The 15,686-nt window shown below is 67.1% G+C and carries 14 protein-coding genes; 8 read left to right on the top strand and 6 right to left on the bottom strand.

Annotated features, from left to right (window positions below; translation table 11 throughout):
* Positions 1–822 carry an inositol monophosphatase family protein gene (locus AUL32_RS18320; RefSeq protein WP_062118178.1) on the top strand — a complete coding sequence of 274 codons (822 nt, stop codon included), beginning with the start codon at positions 1–3 and terminating at the stop codon, positions 820–822.
* Between the two features lie 403 nt (positions 823–1,225).
* On the opposite strand, the gene AUL32_RS18315 is transcribed toward AUL32_RS18320, so the two are convergent.
* From AUL32_RS18315 to AUL32_RS18305, 3 genes are all read right to left on the bottom strand, one after another.
* A complete protein-coding gene (locus AUL32_RS18315) occupies positions 1,226–3,307 on the bottom strand; it encodes a catalase (protein ID WP_062118175.1) in 2,082 nt (693 codons plus the stop codon).
* 151 nt (positions 3,308–3,458) lie between these two features.
* A complete protein-coding gene (locus AUL32_RS18310) occupies positions 3,459–4,214 on the bottom strand; it encodes a lytic transglycosylase domain-containing protein (protein ID WP_082659828.1) in 756 nt (251 codons plus the stop codon).
* 89 nt (positions 4,215–4,303) lie between these two features.
* The gene (locus AUL32_RS18305; protein ID WP_062118169.1) at positions 4,304–5,029 is read right to left on the bottom strand and encodes a DeoR/GlpR family DNA-binding transcription regulator; all 726 of its coding nucleotides are present in this window, start codon (positions 5,027–5,029) and stop codon (positions 4,304–4,306) included.
* 132 nt (positions 5,030–5,161) lie between these two features.
* On the opposite strand from AUL32_RS18305, the gene deoC reads away from it, so the two are divergent.
* From deoC to rbsK, 7 genes are all read left to right on the top strand, one after another.
* On the top strand, positions 5,162–5,863 hold the full coding sequence (gene deoC / locus AUL32_RS18300; RefSeq protein WP_062118166.1) for a deoxyribose-phosphate aldolase: 702 nt from the start codon (positions 5,162–5,164) through the stop codon (positions 5,861–5,863).
* 47 nt (positions 5,864–5,910) lie between these two features.
* Positions 5,911–6,957, top strand: coding sequence for an autoinducer 2 ABC transporter substrate-binding protein (locus AUL32_RS18295; protein ID WP_062118164.1), 1,047 nt, complete (start codon positions 5,911–5,913; stop codon positions 6,955–6,957).
* 166 nt (positions 6,958–7,123) lie between these two features.
* On the top strand, positions 7,124–8,647 hold the full coding sequence (locus AUL32_RS18290) for a sugar ABC transporter ATP-binding protein (RefSeq protein WP_306302899.1): 1,524 nt from the start codon (positions 7,124–7,126) through the stop codon (positions 8,645–8,647).
* The gene (locus tag AUL32_RS18285; RefSeq protein ID WP_062118158.1) at positions 8,647–9,618 is read left to right on the top strand and encodes an ABC transporter permease; all 972 of its coding nucleotides are present in this window, start codon (positions 8,647–8,649) and stop codon (positions 9,616–9,618) included. Before AUL32_RS18290 ends, AUL32_RS18285 begins: the two co-directional genes overlap by 1 nt.
* An 11-nt stretch (positions 9,619–9,629) precedes the next feature.
* On the top strand, positions 9,630–10,628 hold the full coding sequence (locus AUL32_RS18280) for an ABC transporter permease (protein WP_062118370.1): 999 nt from the start codon (positions 9,630–9,632) through the stop codon (positions 10,626–10,628).
* On the top strand, positions 10,625–11,704 hold the full coding sequence (locus tag AUL32_RS18275) for an aldose 1-epimerase family protein (protein WP_062118156.1): 1,080 nt from the start codon (positions 10,625–10,627) through the stop codon (positions 11,702–11,704). Before AUL32_RS18280 ends, AUL32_RS18275 begins: the two co-directional genes overlap by 4 nt.
* Positions 11,705–11,714: 10 nt before the next feature.
* Positions 11,715–12,641, top strand: coding sequence for a ribokinase (gene rbsK / locus AUL32_RS18270; RefSeq protein WP_062118153.1), 927 nt, complete (start codon positions 11,715–11,717; stop codon positions 12,639–12,641).
* 302 nt (positions 12,642–12,943) lie between these two features.
* Here the strand turns inward: rbsK and AUL32_RS18265 are convergent, their stop codons facing one another.
* From AUL32_RS18265 to AUL32_RS18255, 3 genes are read right to left on the bottom strand one after another with little or no spacing between them, the layout of a single operon-like run.
* The gene (locus AUL32_RS18265; RefSeq protein WP_062118149.1) at positions 12,944–13,849 is read right to left on the bottom strand and encodes a PfkB family carbohydrate kinase; all 906 of its coding nucleotides are present in this window, start codon (positions 13,847–13,849) and stop codon (positions 12,944–12,946) included.
* Complete coding sequence (locus tag AUL32_RS18260; RefSeq protein ID WP_061978529.1) at positions 13,846–14,715, bottom strand: MurR/RpiR family transcriptional regulator; 870 nt, start codon at positions 14,713–14,715, stop codon at positions 13,846–13,848. The genes AUL32_RS18265 and AUL32_RS18260 overlap by 4 nt, the downstream gene beginning before the upstream one ends.
* Entirely contained in the window at positions 14,712–15,686 is a 975-nt protein-coding gene (locus tag AUL32_RS18255; protein ID WP_062118146.1) for an ABC transporter permease, read from the bottom strand. Before AUL32_RS18255 ends, AUL32_RS18260 begins: the two co-directional genes overlap by 4 nt.

Raw genomic sequence — 15,686 nt, 5'->3', positions numbered from 1 at the left:
ATGTCCCTTTCCGCCCCGACGCCGCTGCCCCTCGACCCGGAGGACGCGATCGCCCGCCGCCACGCCCTGGCCGAAGCCATCGCCCAAGAGGGCGGGCGCATCGCCAGCGCCTATTTTCGCGATCCCGCCCGTCTGACGATCGACACCAAGCTGAACGGGCAGGACGTCGTCTCGATCGCTGACAAGGAAGTGGAGACGCTGCTGCGCGAACGTATCGCGGAGAGCTTCCCGGACGACGCGGTGCTGGGCGAGGAATACGGGTTGCAGGCCGGCACGTCCGGCTTCACCTGGGTCATGGACCCGATCGACGGCACCAGCCCCTTCGTCTTCGGCATCCCCGCCTGGTGCGTGTCGATCGCCGTCATGGCGGGGGAGCGGATCGTGGCCGGCGTCATCTTCGCGCCGGAAACCGACGAACTCTTTTCCGCCCGGCGCGGGGGCGGCGCGACGCTCAACGGGCGGCCGATGCGTGTCGCGCAAGACTCCTCGCTGCGATCGGGCGTGCTCGGCCTCGGCGCCAACCACCGGGTGCCGAGCGCGGTGATCTCCCGCTTCGTCGGCAAGCTGCTCGACGAGGGCGGCATGTTCATCCGCAACGGCTCGGGCGCGCTGTCGCTCGCCTATGTCGCGGCTGGGCGTCTGGCCGCCTATTGGGAGCCGCATATGAACGCCTGGGACTGCTTCGCCGGGTTCCTTCTGATCGAAGAGGCCGGCGGCTGGATCGTCGATCCCGCCACCTGGGCAGACCTCAGCTCGGGCGGCGTGGTGCTCGCCGGCTCGCCAGGCACCCGCGCCGACCTCCTGCGATTGGCGGATGTTTAAATCACTGCCGTTGCAGGGGGCTCACTGGGCGCATAGCATGCTGGGACAGCGATTGAGCAGGGAAGCCGTGTGGCAGCGCAGCTTCTAAATATATCTATCTGGAATAAAAACAATAATGCGAAGCTTCGTAATTTACATTATGGAACTTATTCGCTCTAGCCCATGGTCGAATGCTGCTAGACATGTCGGAGCATTGCCAACCTAACGGGCCTTCTACAATCATACAGGGCAAGCTTGAGGGATGCTGACCGGTGCAACTCAGGCATTCGCGACAACGGGAGCTAGCGGGCGACCTGACCAGTCGGCCCCTTGACTCTGCCGTATCGCTCCTTCCGTCCCCGCAGGCGTCACGGAGCGTGTGAATGGCCGCCCACTGAGGGCGGCCATCCGATGATCGCAGGCGTCAGGCCAGGGTGCGCACCTTGGCCTCGCGGTCCCAGTAGCGCTTCTTGGCCGCTTCCACGAAGCCGTCAAGCGTCGTGACGCCCTCGTCGGCCTCCACGCCCGCCTTGTCCAGCAGCGGCTTGGCGGCCTTGTTGTGGCCGATCGCCTTCAGGTGGCCGAAGGCGTCCATCACCCACTGCACCGCCGCCGCTTCCTTCACCAGCTTGGCGCAGGCCGCCTCGCTGAGCACCACGGCGCAGGCGTCGACCGTCGCCGAGGGCTGGCCGAAGAGCTGGGCGTCCGCCTTCACGCGGCTTCCGTCAGACAAGGGCACCGCCCCGACCTTGGGCGCGATCGTGATGGGATGGCCGCCCGCCGCCTTGACCGCATCCTTCACCGCCTTCAGCTCGGCCGCGTCGGTGCCCTCGGCAAAGAGGATGCCGACCGTGCGCCCCTGCAGCGTGTGCTTTTCCAGCGGTCCGCGCACGATGCGCAGCGCCGGCGAAGGCGCCATGTCGATCACCGGCACCTTGGTCGGCGAGGCCTTGGGCAGGTCCATCGCCAGACCCTCGGCGACGCGGCTCGCGAGCTCTTCGTCGACATTGCGCAGATTGGCCATCATCGCCACACGGATGTGCTCGATCGAGACCTTGGAGAGTTCGAACACGAAGGCGGAGGCGATGTGGGCCTGCTCGGCCGGGTCCATCGAACGCCAGAAGAGGCGCGCCTGGCTGTAATGGTCGGCGAAGCTCTCGGGCCGGATGCGCAGTTTCTCGCCCTCTTCCTGCGAGGGGAAGGTGCGATAGCCGTTTTCCGGGTCCTCGCGCGCGCCGCCGGGCTCGCCCACCTTGGCTAGGCTGTTGGGCTCGTAGTTGGCGCGGCCCTTGGGCACCTGCATCTGCATGTGCCCGTCGCGCTGCTGGTTCAGGAACGGGCAGCCGTCCGGGCGGCCCTTGGCCTGGTTGATCGGAAGCTGGTGGAAGTTGACCGTGCCGAGGCGCGAGAGCTGCGTGTCGGTGTAGCTGAACAGGCGCCCCTGCAGCAGCGGATCGTTGGAGAAGCCGATGCCGGGCACGACATGGCTCGGCACGAAGGCCACCTGCTCGGTCTCGGCGAAGTAGTTGTCGGGATAGCGGTCGAGAACCATCTTGCCGACGATGCGGACGGGCAGGATCTCCTCCGGAATGATCTTGGTCGCGTCCAGAACGTCATAGGGCTGGCTGTCGGCAAAGGCCTGGTCGAAGAGCTGGACGCCCAGTTCCCATTGGGGATAGTCGCCGCGCCCGATCCGCTCGAACAGGTCGCGCCGCTGAAAATCGGGATCGGCGCCCGCGACCTTCACGGTCTCGTCCCAGATGGTCGAGGCGAGACCCGCCTTCGGCTTCCAGTGGAACTTCACGAAGGTCGACTTACCCTCCCGGTTCACGAACCGGAACGTGTGGATGCCGAAGCCTTCCATGTTGGCGAAGGTGCGCGGCAGGGTCCGGTCCGACATGATCCACATCGCCATGTGGGTCGATTCCGGCATCAGGGAGATGAAGTCCCAGAACGTGTCGTGCGCGGTCGCGGCCTGGGGATAGCCACGGTCGGCCTCCATCTTGGCGGCATGGATCAGGTCGGGAAACTTGATCGCGTCCTGGATGAAGAAGATCGGGATGTTGTTGCCGACGAGGTCCCAATTGCCCTCGCGGGTGTAGAACTTCACCGCGAAGCCGCGCACGTCGCGCGGCGTGTCGCTGGACCCCGCCCCGCCCGCGACGGTGGAGAAGCGCACGAACACGTCGGTCCGCTGCCCCTTCTTCTGGAAGAGGTCGGCGCGCGTGATGTCGGCCAGGCTGTCCGTGCATTCGAAATAGCCGTGCGCGGCCGAGCCGCGCGCGTGGACGATGCGCTCGGGAATGCGCTCGTGGTCGAAATGGTTGATCTTCTCGCGGTAGACCTCGTCCTCCAGCAGCACGGGCCCGCGCTCGCCCGCCTTCAGCTGGTTCTGGTTGTCGCTGATCGGCGTGCCGTGGTTCGTGGTCAGCACGGGATGGTCGGCGTCCGCCACCTGATGGGTCTCCCCGCCATGGCCCGGATTCGTCTTGGAATGGTCTGTCATGGTCGTCCCCGTTCGTCTGAAACCTTCGAACGGTTCCAATCTGGGTCGCGCCCGAGCCCCGGCAACGATCAAAACGGTCGCGGGGGAAATTCCGTAAGTGAGAAAACGAAGCAGGCTACGATCAATGGATCGGATAGCGGCGCGAACTCGCCTATTTCAGCCGCGACGCGGCGCCGGAGTGACGAGCCGGCGCCTCCGTATCGATCACGACGCGGATGCGCCCTTGCCGCGAAGCCTTGACCTGCTGGATGCCGAGGCCCGAAATCAGGAGCGCCTGCCAGCCGGAGGGCTTCAGCGTCGCGTCCGGCATCCTGGCCGTCAGGCCCCTGGCGGCGAGCTTGCGGCAGGCCGTGGCGAAGGGCATCTTTTCCGCGATCGGGAGAAGCGTCAGCGCCTTTGTGGCCGTCGACCAGTCCTCGGCCGAATGCCCGGTGATCCAGTGGACATAGTCCTGCGTTTCCAGTGGCAGGGCGGATTTGCCCTGCTTCCACGCCGCGACCCGGTTCGGGCCGGCATTGTAGGCCGCGGCGGCAAGGCCGAGGCTTCCCATCTTCGCTTTCAGCTCGGTCAGATATTGCGCGGAATGCGCCAGCGCGGTCGGCACGTCGAACGGATCGGCGAGCCCGCGCTCGGCGGCGGTGCCCGGCATGAACTGGGCGATGCCTTGGGCGCCCTTTGGGCTGACGACCTTGGGGTTGAAAAGGCTTTCCCTCCAGATCAGACGGGCAAAGAAGGACGCCGGCAGGCCGTTGCGGCCGGCCTCGTCCTCTATGATCCGGCAGGTCGCCTCGGCGAAGCTTACCGACCGCTTGGTCTCCTCGCCTTCGCCGGCCGCCAGCGCCCGCCCGCCCCCGGCCAGAAGCAGACAAAGGAGCAGGAGAGGACGCAGGGTTTTCGCTGGAACCATGCTCGTCCTGTGAAGGGCAAAATCCGCGAATTTGCGGCGCAAAGCGGAGCATGGCGTCTTTCCGCGCGCAAGCCCAAGCGAGGGGGCCGCTACACCGGGGCCAAGGTGACGCTCGTTTCGGTGACGATCTCGTCGAACTGATCGACGGCGGCGAAGAAGGCGGGGCGCACGCATCCCAGCTTGCTCTCGTCCACCACGAGCGTTCGCCGAAGCGCGCGCTTCATCGCCGCCTGCTTGATCGGCACCTCGTTGAAGTTCGAACAGGTGACGCCGTGCGTGGCGTGAACGCCGCCGGCGGACAGGATCGCATGGTTGATGCGCAGGTGCTCGATCGTTCGGATCGCCTCGTCGCCCGAGAAGGTCTGGGCGGAGGGATGAAACAATCCTCCCAGGACGATCATGCGGATATTGGGTCTGAGGGCCAGCCGGTTCGCGATGTTGAGGGCGTAGCAGACCACCGTCAACGGGTCGTCGCCCGGCAGATAGGCGGCGAGATGCGGCGTCGTCGTTCCGCAGTCCAGGAAGATCGTGTCGCCCGGCCGCACGAGCGCCGCGGCGCGCCGGCAGGCCGCGTCCTTGGCATCGGCATGCTCGTCGTTTTCCGCGTCCAGACGATAGAGCCCGCCCCGCTCGCCCTGGGCGGGCAGGATATATCCGCCGAGATAGTGGAAGGTTTCGGGGGCGCTCGCCAGATCGCGCCGGATCGTCATCTCGGACACGCCGAGAAGCCCCGCCGCCTGCTTGAGGTGCAGAACCCCTTCCGACTTCAGCCGCTCGTCGAGCCTTGCGAGACGCTCCGACTTCTTCAATGCCATCGGCCCTTCCTTAGCAGCCTCGTGGGGGACGTTCGTTTGGGGACCGTCGAATTATCGGCTTGACGGGTCAAGACCCGCGTGAAAAACCTATGCCAAATTCTGTGACGATGTTCACAAATTTTGGGAGAGTTCATGCAGGGCCTCGGAAGTGCGAATAGGGAGATCGGGCTGGCGGGCCTGATCGATCACACGGTCCTCAAGCCTGACGCCTCGCGCGCCGACGTCGCGCGCCGCTGCGACGAGGCCCTGGCGCACGGTTTCGCGTCGGTCTGCGTCAACGGCGTTCATGCCGCCTTCGTCGCCGAGCGTCTTCGCGGGTCCAGCGTCAAGACCTGCGCGGTTCTGGGCTTCCCGCTCGGGGCGAGCGGCGCGGCGGCCAAGGCTGCGGAAGCGGCCTGGCTCGTCGGCGAGGGCGCCGACGAACTCGACATGGTTCTCGACATCGGAGCCCTGCGGGAGGGCGATCTGGAGCGCGTGCGCGCCGACATCGCCGCCGTTCGCGCGGCGTCCGGCGGCCGGGTTCTGAAGGTGATCCTCGAGACCTGCCTTCTCGACGAGGCGCAGATCGTCGCCGCCTGCCGCATCGCGGCCGAGACCGGCGCGGACTTCGTCAAGACATCCACCGGCTTTTCGACCGGAGGCGCCACGGTGGAGGCCGTGGCCCTGATGCGCCGGACCGTCGGCCCCGACATCGGCGTCAAGGCGTCGGGCGGCATCCGCACGGCCGAGGTCGCGCGCGCCATGGTGGCGGCGGGCGCCAGCCGGATCGGCGCGAGCGCCAGCGTCGCCATCGTGGATGCCTCGCAGGAGAAGGCATCCGCCGGAGGATACTGAATATCGACAAGCGGCTCATCACCGCATCGATCGAGGAGGAGGAATCGATGAAGAAACTGATCGCATCTCTGGCGCTGGGCCTGTCGCTCGTCGCCGCGCCCGCCTTCGCGCAAGGCGTCGTCGACACGAGCAAGGCCCGCACCGACATCTCGGCGGAAAAGGCCGGCAAGAAATTCACTATCGCGACCGTCGTGAAGGTGGACGGTATCGCCTGGTTCGACCGTATGCATACCGGCGTCGACCAGTTCGCCAAGAACACCGGCCACGACGCCTTCCAGGTCGGCCCGAGCCAGGCCGACGCGGCGGCCCAGGTCCAGATCATCGAGAACCTGATCGCGCAGGGCGTCGACGCCATCTGCGTCGTTCCCTTCTCGGTCGAGGCCGTCGAGCCCGTGCTCCAGAAGGCGCGCGAGCGCGGCATCGTGGTTGTCGCGCACGAAGCGTCCAACCTCAAGAACGCCGACTACGTGCTGGAGGCCTTCGACAACAAGGCCTACGGCGCCAAGCTGATGGAAACGCTCGGCAAGAGCATGAACGGCGAAGGCCAGTACGTCACCACGGTCGGCAGTCTCACCTCGCAGTCGCAAAACGAATGGATCGACGGCGCGGTCGCCTACCAGAAAGAGCACTTCCCCAAGATGTCCGAGGCCACCGGCCGCCTCGAGACCTATGACGACGCCAACACCGACTACACCAAGCTGTCGCAGGCGCTGACCACCTATCCCCAGCTCAAGGGCATTCTCGGCGGTCCGATGCCGACCTCGGCGGGCGCCGGGCGCCTCATCGCCGAGCGCGGGCTGAAGGACAAGCTGTTCTTCGCCGGCACCGGCCTGCCCTCCGTCGCCGGTCAGTATCTCAAGGACGGCGACATCCAGTACATCCAGTTCTGGGACCCGGCGGTTGCCGGCTACGCCATGAACACGATCGCGGCCATGGCCCTTGCGGGCAAGAAGGACGAGATCAAGGCGGGCCTCAATCTCGGCCTGACCGGCTACGAGAACCTGACGACGCCTGCCGGCGCCGCGCCGAACCTTCTCTACGGCCAGGGCTGGGTCGGCGTCACCGCCGCCAACATGGCGGACTACAACTTCTGATCGGACCTCGCGAGGGGCGGCCCGAAAAGGGCGGCCCTTCGCGACCTTCTGTCCGCTCATCGCGCGCTCGCAAGCGCCCGAGCCGATCCGCCTGCGCGTCGCGGATCGCCCTCCCCTTCTCATTCCCGTCCCGTCGCAGCCATGAGCGGCGCCCCCAGAGGGCGACATGGCCGACCGTTCCGAACGGAATTTCATGGCCGAATTCCTGATCGACCTTCGGTCCGTCACCAAGCGCTTTCCCGGCATGAAGGCGCTCGACGCGATCGACTTCCAGATCCGACCCGCCGAAATCGTCTGCCTTGCCGGCGAAAACGGCTCGGGCAAATCGACGCTGATCAAGATCATCTCCGGCATCTACCAGCCCGACGAAGGTGAGACCGCCATCGACGGCGAGCCGGTGCGGGCGCTGACCCCGCGCGAGGCGATCGCGCACGGCGTCCAGGTCATCTACCAGGATTTCTCGCTGTTCCCGAACCTCACGGTCGCGGAGAACCTGTCCCTCAATAAGCTGCTCAGCGAGAAGCGCTCGCTCGCCCGCCGCGCCGAGATGCGCCGGCTGGGGGCCGAAGCGCTCGCCCGCCTCGGCGTCGACATCGATCTGGAAGCCGAGGTCGGCAGCCTGTCGACGGCCGACCGGCAGCTCGTCGCCATCGCCCGCGCGCTGATGTCGGACGTGCGTCTCCTCGTCATGGACGAGCCGACGACGGCGCTGACGGGACGCGAGGTCGACCGGTTGTTCCAGCTGGTGCGCGAGATCCAGTCGCGCGGCATCGCCGTTCTCTTCGTCAGCCACAAGATGAGCGAGATGCTCGACATTTCCGAGCGCATCGTGGTCTTCCGCAACGGACGCAAGGTCGCCGAAGGGCCGACGGCCGATTTCGACGAGGCGCGCATCACGCGCGAGATGACCGGCCAGGACATCGGCGTCGAGCGTTACCGCTGGACCGGCGATCCCGCCGTTCCGCCCCGGCTCGAAGCGCGATCCTTGAGCGTCGGCACGCTGGTGGAGGGCGTCGATCTTCGCCTGCGCGCCGGCGAGATCGTCGGTCTCAGCGGGCTTCTCGGCTCGGGCCGGACGGAGCTTGCCCTGGCGCTGTTCGGCATGAAGCCCGATCGGCGCGGCACGATCCTGATCGACGGGCTTGAGCGTCGCCTCGCCTCGGTCCAGGAGGCGATCGGCGCCGGCATCGCCTATGTGCCGGAGGACCGCCTGTCGGAAGGGCTCTTCATGAGCCAGTCCATCGCCCGCAACATCGTCTCCAGCGTCATCGAGCGGGCGACGCGCGCGCTCTTCATCGACCGGCGGCGCGTCGCCGCCATGGCCGGCGGCACGGTGGAGGCCATGCGCATCGCCACCCCAGACATCGAGAAGCCGGTCGGCCAGCTGTCGGGCGGCAACCAGCAGCGCGTCATCATCGGCCGATGGCTGCTGACCGACCCCAAGGTGCTGATCCTCAACGGGCCGACCGTCGGCGTCGATGTCGGCTCCAAGGCCGAGATCCACCGCCGCCTGCGGGATCTCGCCGTGACGCGGGGGCTCGCCGTCCTGATGATTTCCGACGACGTGCCCGAGCTGATCGGCAACTGCAACCGGATCCTCATGATGCATCGCGGCCGGATCGTCGAGGAACTCGACGCCGCCACGATCGAAGAGGACGATGTCCACGCCCGCCTGAAGGGCCTACGCTGATGGCTTCCCTGCCCTCCTTGTTCCGCCGCTCCGAAACCGCGGTCGCTGCGATCCTCCTCCTTGCGATGGTGCTGATCGGCCTGATCAACCCGGCCTTCTGGCAGCTCGACAATCTGTTCAATCTCCTGCGCGCCAATGTCGTCATCGGCATCATGGCGCTCAGCGTCCTGATGGTGATGATCTCCGGCGGCATCGACGTGTCCTTTCCCGCCTTCGCGGCGGCGGGCATGTATCTCACCGTCATCGCGATGAACCATTTCGGCTATCAGGGCGTCGTTCTGCCCTTCATCGGCGCGACGCTGATCGGCCTCGTCTGCGGTCTCCTGAACGCGGCCTTCATCCATAGCTTCCGCATGATCCCGCTGATCGTGACGCTCGGCACCGCCTCGGTGGTGCGCGGCCTTCTGCTCGGGCTCGTCGGCACGTCGATCATCAATATCGATCGCATGCCCCAGTCGCTGATCGGCTTCGGCCGCACCACGATCGAGATCGGTGGCAGCCAGCTCACGGCCATGCTCTTCGTCTATCTCGGCCTCGCCGTCGCGGTCTGGTTGTTTCTGACGCGCACCATGCTCGGGCGCGGCCTCTTCGCCTATGGCGGCGACGCGGAATCGGCCAAGCGCGTCGGCTTCGACAACCGCCGCGTCGTCTATGTCGTCTACGGCCTCGCCGGCGCGCTGGCGGGCTTCGCGGGGCTACTCCACGCCTCCATGATCTGGCTCGCCAACCCGCGCGACTTCGTCGGCTTCGAGCTGGACGTGATCGCCGCCGTGGTGCTCGGCGGCGCGTCGATCTTCGGCGGGCGCGGTTCGGTGCTCGGCACGCTGCTCGGCGTCTTCATGCTGGTGCTGATCAAGAACAGCCTCATCATCATGCGCGTCGACAACACCTGGCAGGGCGTCGTCGTCGGCGCCGTGATCGTCGCGGCGACCGCCCTCACGGCGTGGCGCGACCGCAAGAAACTGGCGTGAAGGAGGCCCTGATGAACCAGACTTTCGACGTCCGCCGTCTCATGTCGCGCGACAACAACATCGTCCAGCTCCTCGTCATCACCGCCCTGATCTTCGCGCTGATGTCGTTTCTGGAACCCAACAAGTTCCTGCGATACTACAATTTCGAGTCCATCAGCTTCGTCTTCCCCGAGCTCGGCATCCTCGCCATCGCCATGATGCTGGCCATGCTGACGGGCGGCATCGACCTGTCGGTGATCGGCATCGCCAACCTGTCGGGCATTCTCGCGGGCGTCTACTTCTCGCGCTACATGCCGGCGGAAGCCGGGGCGAGCGGCGCTTCGGAGGTGCTGCGGGTCGGAACCGGTGTCCTTCTGGCTCTCCTCGTCGGTCTGTCGGCGGGGCTCCTCAACGGCCTTCTGATCGCCAAGGCGCGCATCACGCCGATCCTGGCGACGCTCGGCACCGGCCAGATCTTCACCGGCTTCTGCGTCGTCCTGACCGGCGGCCCGGCGATCACCGGCTTTCCCGCCTATTGGGGCCTGATCGGCAACGGCAATATCTTCGGCATCGCCGCCCCGCTCGTGCTCTTCCTGCTCGTCGCCGCCACAATCGCGATCGTTCTGACGCGCACGCCCTTCGGCCTCAACCTGATGCTGATCGGAACCAATCCACGCGCCGCCGTCTTCGCGGGCCTCAAGCGCGATCGGATGATCCTTTATTCCTACATGACGACGGGTGTCCTCGCATCGATCGCCGGCATCATGCTGTCGGGCCGCACCAACGCCGCCAAGTCGGACTACGGCACATCCTATCTCCTCCAGGCCGTGCTGATCGCCGTTCTCGGCGGCACCAACCCGGCGGGCGGGCGCGGCACGGTGGCCGGCGTGTCGATCGCGGTGATCGCGCTGATGCTGCTGGCCTCGGGCTTCCAGATGATGCGCTTTTCCAACCATCTTATCGACTTCATCTGGGGCGGCTTCCTGCTTCTGGTGATCGCGATGAACGCCTATCGGAACCGCGCGCGATGACCCATTTCCATCTGCGGCCCGCCGCGTTCGACGAGGTCGAGCGCGACTGCGTCGAGCATGGCGAGCTCACGGCCAGCCTGTTTCGATACCCCACGGGCGTCGAGGCGATCCGCCTGCGCAACGCGCGGGGCGAGCTGGTGGTGCTTCCCTATCTCGGGCAGATGATCTGGTCGGCTCGGTTCGACGGGGTCGACCTCACCATGAAGAGCATCTTCCGGGCGCCCCGGCGCGTGGCGACGATCGGCGAGACCTATGGCTGTTTCGCCTTTCACTCCGGCCTCCTGCGCAACGGCGTGCCGGGTCCCGGCGACGACCATCCCGCCCATGGCGAGATGGCCTGCGCGGCGATGGACGATGCCGGCATCGAGGCCGGGGAGGACGAGGCCGGACCGTTCCTGCGCGTGACCGGCTCCACCGAATACGCCATGGGCTTCGGCGCTCACTATCGGGCGCGGCCGAGCGTGACGCTGCGCACAGGGAGCGCCGTGTTAGAGATGGCGATGCAGGTCGAGAACCTGTCGGCCGCGCCGATGGACCTCATGTATATGTGCCACGCCAATTTCGCCTATGCGGACGGCGCCGAGATCCTTCAGGAAGCGCCGTTCAGCCCGGCGGCGACCCGCGTGCGCCGCGCCGTGCCGCGTCATGTCCGGCCCAACCCGGACTATCTCGCCTTCATCGACCAGCTCGCGGCCGATCCGTCCGGCTCGCGCAAGCTGGAGGACGGCGCGCGCTACGATCCCGAGCAGGTCTTCTATCTCGAAGGGCTCGCCACCGACGACGCCGGCACGACCCGCGCGATGCTTTTGAAGCGCGAGGGCGACGCCTTCTTCATGCGCTACAGCCCGTCGCAGTTTCCGAAAACCGTTCGCTGGATTCTGAAGGGCGGCGACCAGTCGGTGGCGGCCTTCGCCCTTCCCTCGACCTGCGAGCCGGAGGGCCATGCCGCCGAACTCGCCAAGGGCAATGTTCACCAGATCCCGCCTGGCGCGGCCGCGTCCTTCGCCGTTCAGCTCGGCCATCTCGATCCGGCGGAAGCCTCGGCCGAGATCGCCCGCTTCGCACCCTATCGTTAAGGAGGCTTCGATGCCGCACAAGATCGCCGTCGTCGGGTCCAACATGATGGACCTCGTGACCTATGTCACGCGCATGCCCGCGCCCGGCGAAACGCTGGAAGCGCCGAGCTTCGAGATGGGCCATGGCGGCAAGGGCGCCAACCAGGCGGTCGCCGCCGCGCGGCTCGGCTCGCGGATCGTCATGGTCAGCAAGGTCGGCGACGACGCCTTCGCCGATGCCACGATCGCCAATTTCCAGGCGAACGGCATCGACACGGCGCATGTCGGCCGCGTTCCCGGCGTGTCTTCCGGCGTCGCCCCGATCTTCGTGGATGCTTCCGGCGAGAACTCGATCCTGATCGTGACCGGCGCCAACGCCCATCTCTCGCCCGCCGACATCGACGCCGCCGCAACCGAGCTTGGCGATTGCGATCTCATCCTCATGCAGATGGAGATCCCCGCCGAGACGGTCTACCACACGATCGCCTGGGCCAACGCGAACGGCGTGAAGACGCTGCTCAACCCGGCGCCCGCGGCCAGCAATCTCGACATGTCGCGCATCGCCGCCGTCAGCTTCCTGGCCCCGAACGAGACCGAACTCGCCATTCTCTCGGGCCTGCCGGTCGGCGACGAGCGGGAGGCGGAAGTGGCCGCCCGCAGCCTCATCGCCAAGGGCGTCGGCACGGTCATCGTCACCATGGGCTCGCGCGGCGCGCTGCTGGTGGAAGCGCAGGCGACGCGCCGCGTCGAACCCGTCAAGGTCACCCCGGTCGACACGACCGGCGCGGGCGACGCCTTCATCGGCGCCTTCGCCCATTTCCACGCCGCCGGAAAACCGGTCTTCGACGCCTTGGAGACCGCCGCCGCCTATGCCGCAGACTCCGTCACGAAGCGCGGCACGCAGAAATCCTATGCGCGGGCGGACGAGTTCGAGCGCTCCGGCGCCGGCAGCCGGTAGGAAAGCGAGCTTTCGGCCGGGACGCGATTGAAAGCGCGTAACAAACTGCTCGACCGCGTTCAGCTCCGGGATAGCTCAAAACCGTTGCAGGACATGCGGTTGTGCTTTGCAATCGCGCGCAGGGTTGGGAAACGCTCAATGTCTTCCCGGCTCGCATGCTGGAGCGCGGAATTCAGTTCGGAACGGCCTATCCTAGTTCGATCGCGCTGATGACAGGCTCCCGGTGGTCCAAGGTTTGCAGAGCCGAGCGTCCAGACGCTCGCGTCGGCCAAATAGCAAACTCGGCCCCCGCAGGCGCGCGGTCAGGACTGCGGCGTCGAGACGTGGCGGGCGGCGGTTTCGTTGGCGCGTTGGAGGCTGGCCTCGAAGGGAATGCCGCTTGCGATGCCCGCGACCAGCGCGCCGACGAAGCTGTCGCCGGCGCCATGCGTGCTGACGAGCCGGACGGGCAGCGCGTCCATCGCGATGGGAGGCGCGCCGCGCCGGGCTGCGGCGACGCCTGCTCCGCCCGCCGTCACCACCACGCCCTCGAACCGGGATAGAAGCGCTTCGGCCGCGAGGCCGGCGGAGGCGAGATCGGAGACGGCGAGCCCGGAGAGTTCCTCCGCCTCGATTGCGTTGACCACCAGAACGTCCACCAGGGCGGCGAGGTCTTCGCCGAGCGGCCGGTAGGGCGCGGCGTTGAGGCAGACCACGGCCCCGGCCGCACGGGCGGCGCGCGCGGCGGCGAGGTTGACGGCCTCCGGCACCTCGTTCTGGAGGATCAGCGCCCGCGCGTTCCGCCAGAGATCGGGGGCGGCAAGAGAATTCGGGTCGATCGCGAGATTGGCGCCCGAGACGATCACCGCTCCATAGTCGCCTTCGCTGTCCGAGATCGCGACGCTCATGCCCGACGCCGCGCCTTCGATGACCGCCACGAAGCGCCGATCGACGCCCCTCGCCTCCAGCCGCTCCAAGAGGAAGGTGCCGAACGCATCCGTGCCGACCGCGCCGGCCATGCGCGCCTCGGCGCCGGCCTTGGCGGCGGAGACGGCTTGGTTGCCGCCCTTGCCGCCGAATTTCGGCGCCCAGCCATGGCCGGTCACCGTCTCGCCCTTCCGGGGCCGGTCAGGCGCGTCCACCATGATGTCGTAGTGGAGGCTGCCGACGACCACTACCACGGGGGCGACGACGGGCGCGACGGCGGCGGGCTTGGAGCTGTCTGTCATGAACTTCGTCGCTTGGCTTTGACCGCCCCCATCGTGGCGGCGAGATTGCGTTCGGCCGCCTTCAGGTCGCGCTGGGCGACCGCAGCGAAGACAGCGTCGAAGATGATGAGCTGCGCGATGCGCGCCGCCGCGTTTTCGCCGAGCAGCGGCGAGCCCTGCGCCGTGGAGCAGAGAACCACGTCGGCGATCTCGGCCAGCGGCGAGGTCGCGTAATTGGTGAGCGCGATGGTGCGCGCGCCGCGCTTGCGGGCAAGCTCCAAGGGTTCGATCACCGCGTTGGTCTGGCCCGAATGGGAAAAGGCGATGGCGACGTCGCCCTCGGTGAGAAGCGCCGCCGACATCAGCATCATGTGCGAATCGTCGAAGACGCTGGTGCGAACGCCGATGCGCAGGAACTTGTGGGCGACGTCGCGCGCGATCTGCGCCGAGCCGCCGATGCCGTAGAGATCGCGCTGGCGGGCGGCGAAGATCAGGTCGGCGGCGCGCTCGAAGGCCTCGGGGTCGAGGATGGAAAGCGTTTCCTCCAGCGCGTGGATCGACGTACGGAAAACCTTCTGCGCGATCTCTGGCCCCGTGTCGTCGGGCGAAAGCTCTTGGTGCAGCTCCGCCGTGGGCAGGCGGTTGTAGTCCGCGATCCCGGCGCGGAAGTCCTTGAAGCCGGAAAAGCCGAGCTTCTTGGCGATCTTCACGATCATCGCCTCGGACACGCCGGCATCCTCGGCGACGGCTTTCAGCGAGGTCGTCTCGTCGAAGTCGCGCCGCCCGAGGATCATGTCCACGACCCGTGCCTCCAACGGCGTCAGATGCGGCATCATCATCCGAATCCGAGGACCGACGGTCCTCGGATCGTTGAAGGAAATGTTCATCCCCGTCCCCTTGTCGCGCGATCGATCAGCATCGCGACGAGGATAATAAGGCCGGTGGCGAGAAGCTGATAGAAGGCCTGGACATTGAGAAGCGTCAGGCCGTTGCGCAAGGACCCGAGGATGATGGCGCCGAGCAGCGTGCCGACCACCGAGCCCTTGCCGCCCATCAGCGAAGCGCCGCCGATGGCCGCCGCCGCGATCGCGTCGAGCTCCCAGAGATTGCCGAGCGTCGGATCGGCCGCGCCGAGCCGCCCGACCAGAATCAGCCCGCCGACCGAAGCGAGGCCGCCGGAGATGACATAGGCGGCGATCTTGGTCATGGCGACCGGGACGCCGGCAATGTGCGAGGCTTCCTCGTTGCCGCCAACGGCCAGGAAATACTCGCCGAGCGGCGTCTTGTTGAGGACGATCCAGACCACGAGCGCCAGCACGGCGACGATCACCACCGGGCTCGGCACGCCGAGGATCGTGGCGTTCAGCAGCGAGCGGAACTCCGGCGGAATGCCGAAGACCGGATTGCCGCCGGTGTAGATGAGCGCCGAGGCGCGGTAGAGCGACAGGGTGCCGAGCGTCACGATGAAGGGTTGCAGCCCGCCATAGGCGACGAGCAGCCCGTTCACCGCGCCCGCCGCCATGCCGAACAGGAGCGCCGCGGGAATGGCGATGATGACCGGCGCCCCGCCTACCATGAGCGCGGCGGCGGCCACCGCCGCGATCGCGGCCGTCGGGCCGACCGAAAGGTCGATGCCGCCCGAGATGATGACCAGCGTCATGCCCAGCGCCACACAGGCGTTGATCGAGGACTGCTGCAGGATGTTGAGGATGTTGCGCTCGGTCAGGAAGTTCGGCGTCAGCGCGGCGAAGACCGCGACGATGACGACGAGGCCGATCAGGGTGCCGGCATCGCGCAGGCCGAACTGGAAGGCGCGGCGGGCCGGGGCGGCGGGGTCGAGACTATCGGTCGTGGACAT

This window comes from Aureimonas sp. AU40 (genome assembly GCF_001463785.1).
Lineage (GTDB): Bacteria > Pseudomonadota > Alphaproteobacteria > Rhizobiales > Rhizobiaceae > Aureimonas.
Note: the sequence above shows the minus strand (reverse complement) of the source record. Positions and strands in the feature narration are given on the sequence as shown.

Bases quoted from the DNA above. Each gene is read 5' to 3' on its own strand.
- AUL32_RS18290 (WP_306302899.1), top strand. From the start codon at position 7,124: ATGGCCGACCGTTCCGAACGGAATTTCATGGCCGAATTCCTGATCGAC.
- AUL32_RS18255 (WP_062118146.1), bottom strand. From the start codon at position 15,686: ATGTCCACGACCGATAGTCTCGACCCCGCCGCCCCGGCCCGCCGCGCC.
- AUL32_RS18305 (WP_062118169.1), bottom strand. From the start codon at position 5,029: ATGGCATTGAAGAAGTCGGAGCGTCTCGCAAGGCTCGACGAGCGGCTG.
- AUL32_RS18265 (WP_062118149.1), bottom strand. From the start codon at position 13,849: ATGACAGACAGCTCCAAGCCCGCCGCCGTCGCGCCCGTCGTCGCCCCC.
- AUL32_RS18260 (WP_061978529.1), bottom strand. From the start codon at position 14,715: ATGAACATTTCCTTCAACGATCCGAGGACCGTCGGTCCTCGGATTCGG.
- AUL32_RS18315 (WP_062118175.1), bottom strand. From the start codon at position 3,307: ATGACAGACCATTCCAAGACGAATCCGGGCCATGGCGGGGAGACCCAT.
- AUL32_RS18285 (WP_062118158.1), top strand. From the start codon at position 8,647: ATGGCTTCCCTGCCCTCCTTGTTCCGCCGCTCCGAAACCGCGGTCGCT.
- AUL32_RS18275 (WP_062118156.1), top strand. From the start codon at position 10,625: ATGACCCATTTCCATCTGCGGCCCGCCGCGTTCGACGAGGTCGAGCGC.
- deoC (WP_062118166.1), top strand. From the start codon at position 5,162: ATGCAGGGCCTCGGAAGTGCGAATAGGGAGATCGGGCTGGCGGGCCTG.
- AUL32_RS18295 (WP_062118164.1), top strand. From the start codon at position 5,911: ATGAAGAAACTGATCGCATCTCTGGCGCTGGGCCTGTCGCTCGTCGCC.
- rbsK (WP_062118153.1), top strand. From the start codon at position 11,715: ATGCCGCACAAGATCGCCGTCGTCGGGTCCAACATGATGGACCTCGTG.
- AUL32_RS18320 (WP_062118178.1), top strand. From the start codon at position 1: ATGTCCCTTTCCGCCCCGACGCCGCTGCCCCTCGACCCGGAGGACGCG.
- AUL32_RS18310 (WP_082659828.1), bottom strand. From the start codon at position 4,214: ATGGTTCCAGCGAAAACCCTGCGTCCTCTCCTGCTCCTTTGTCTGCTT.
- AUL32_RS18280 (WP_062118370.1), top strand. From the start codon at position 9,630: ATGAACCAGACTTTCGACGTCCGCCGTCTCATGTCGCGCGACAACAAC.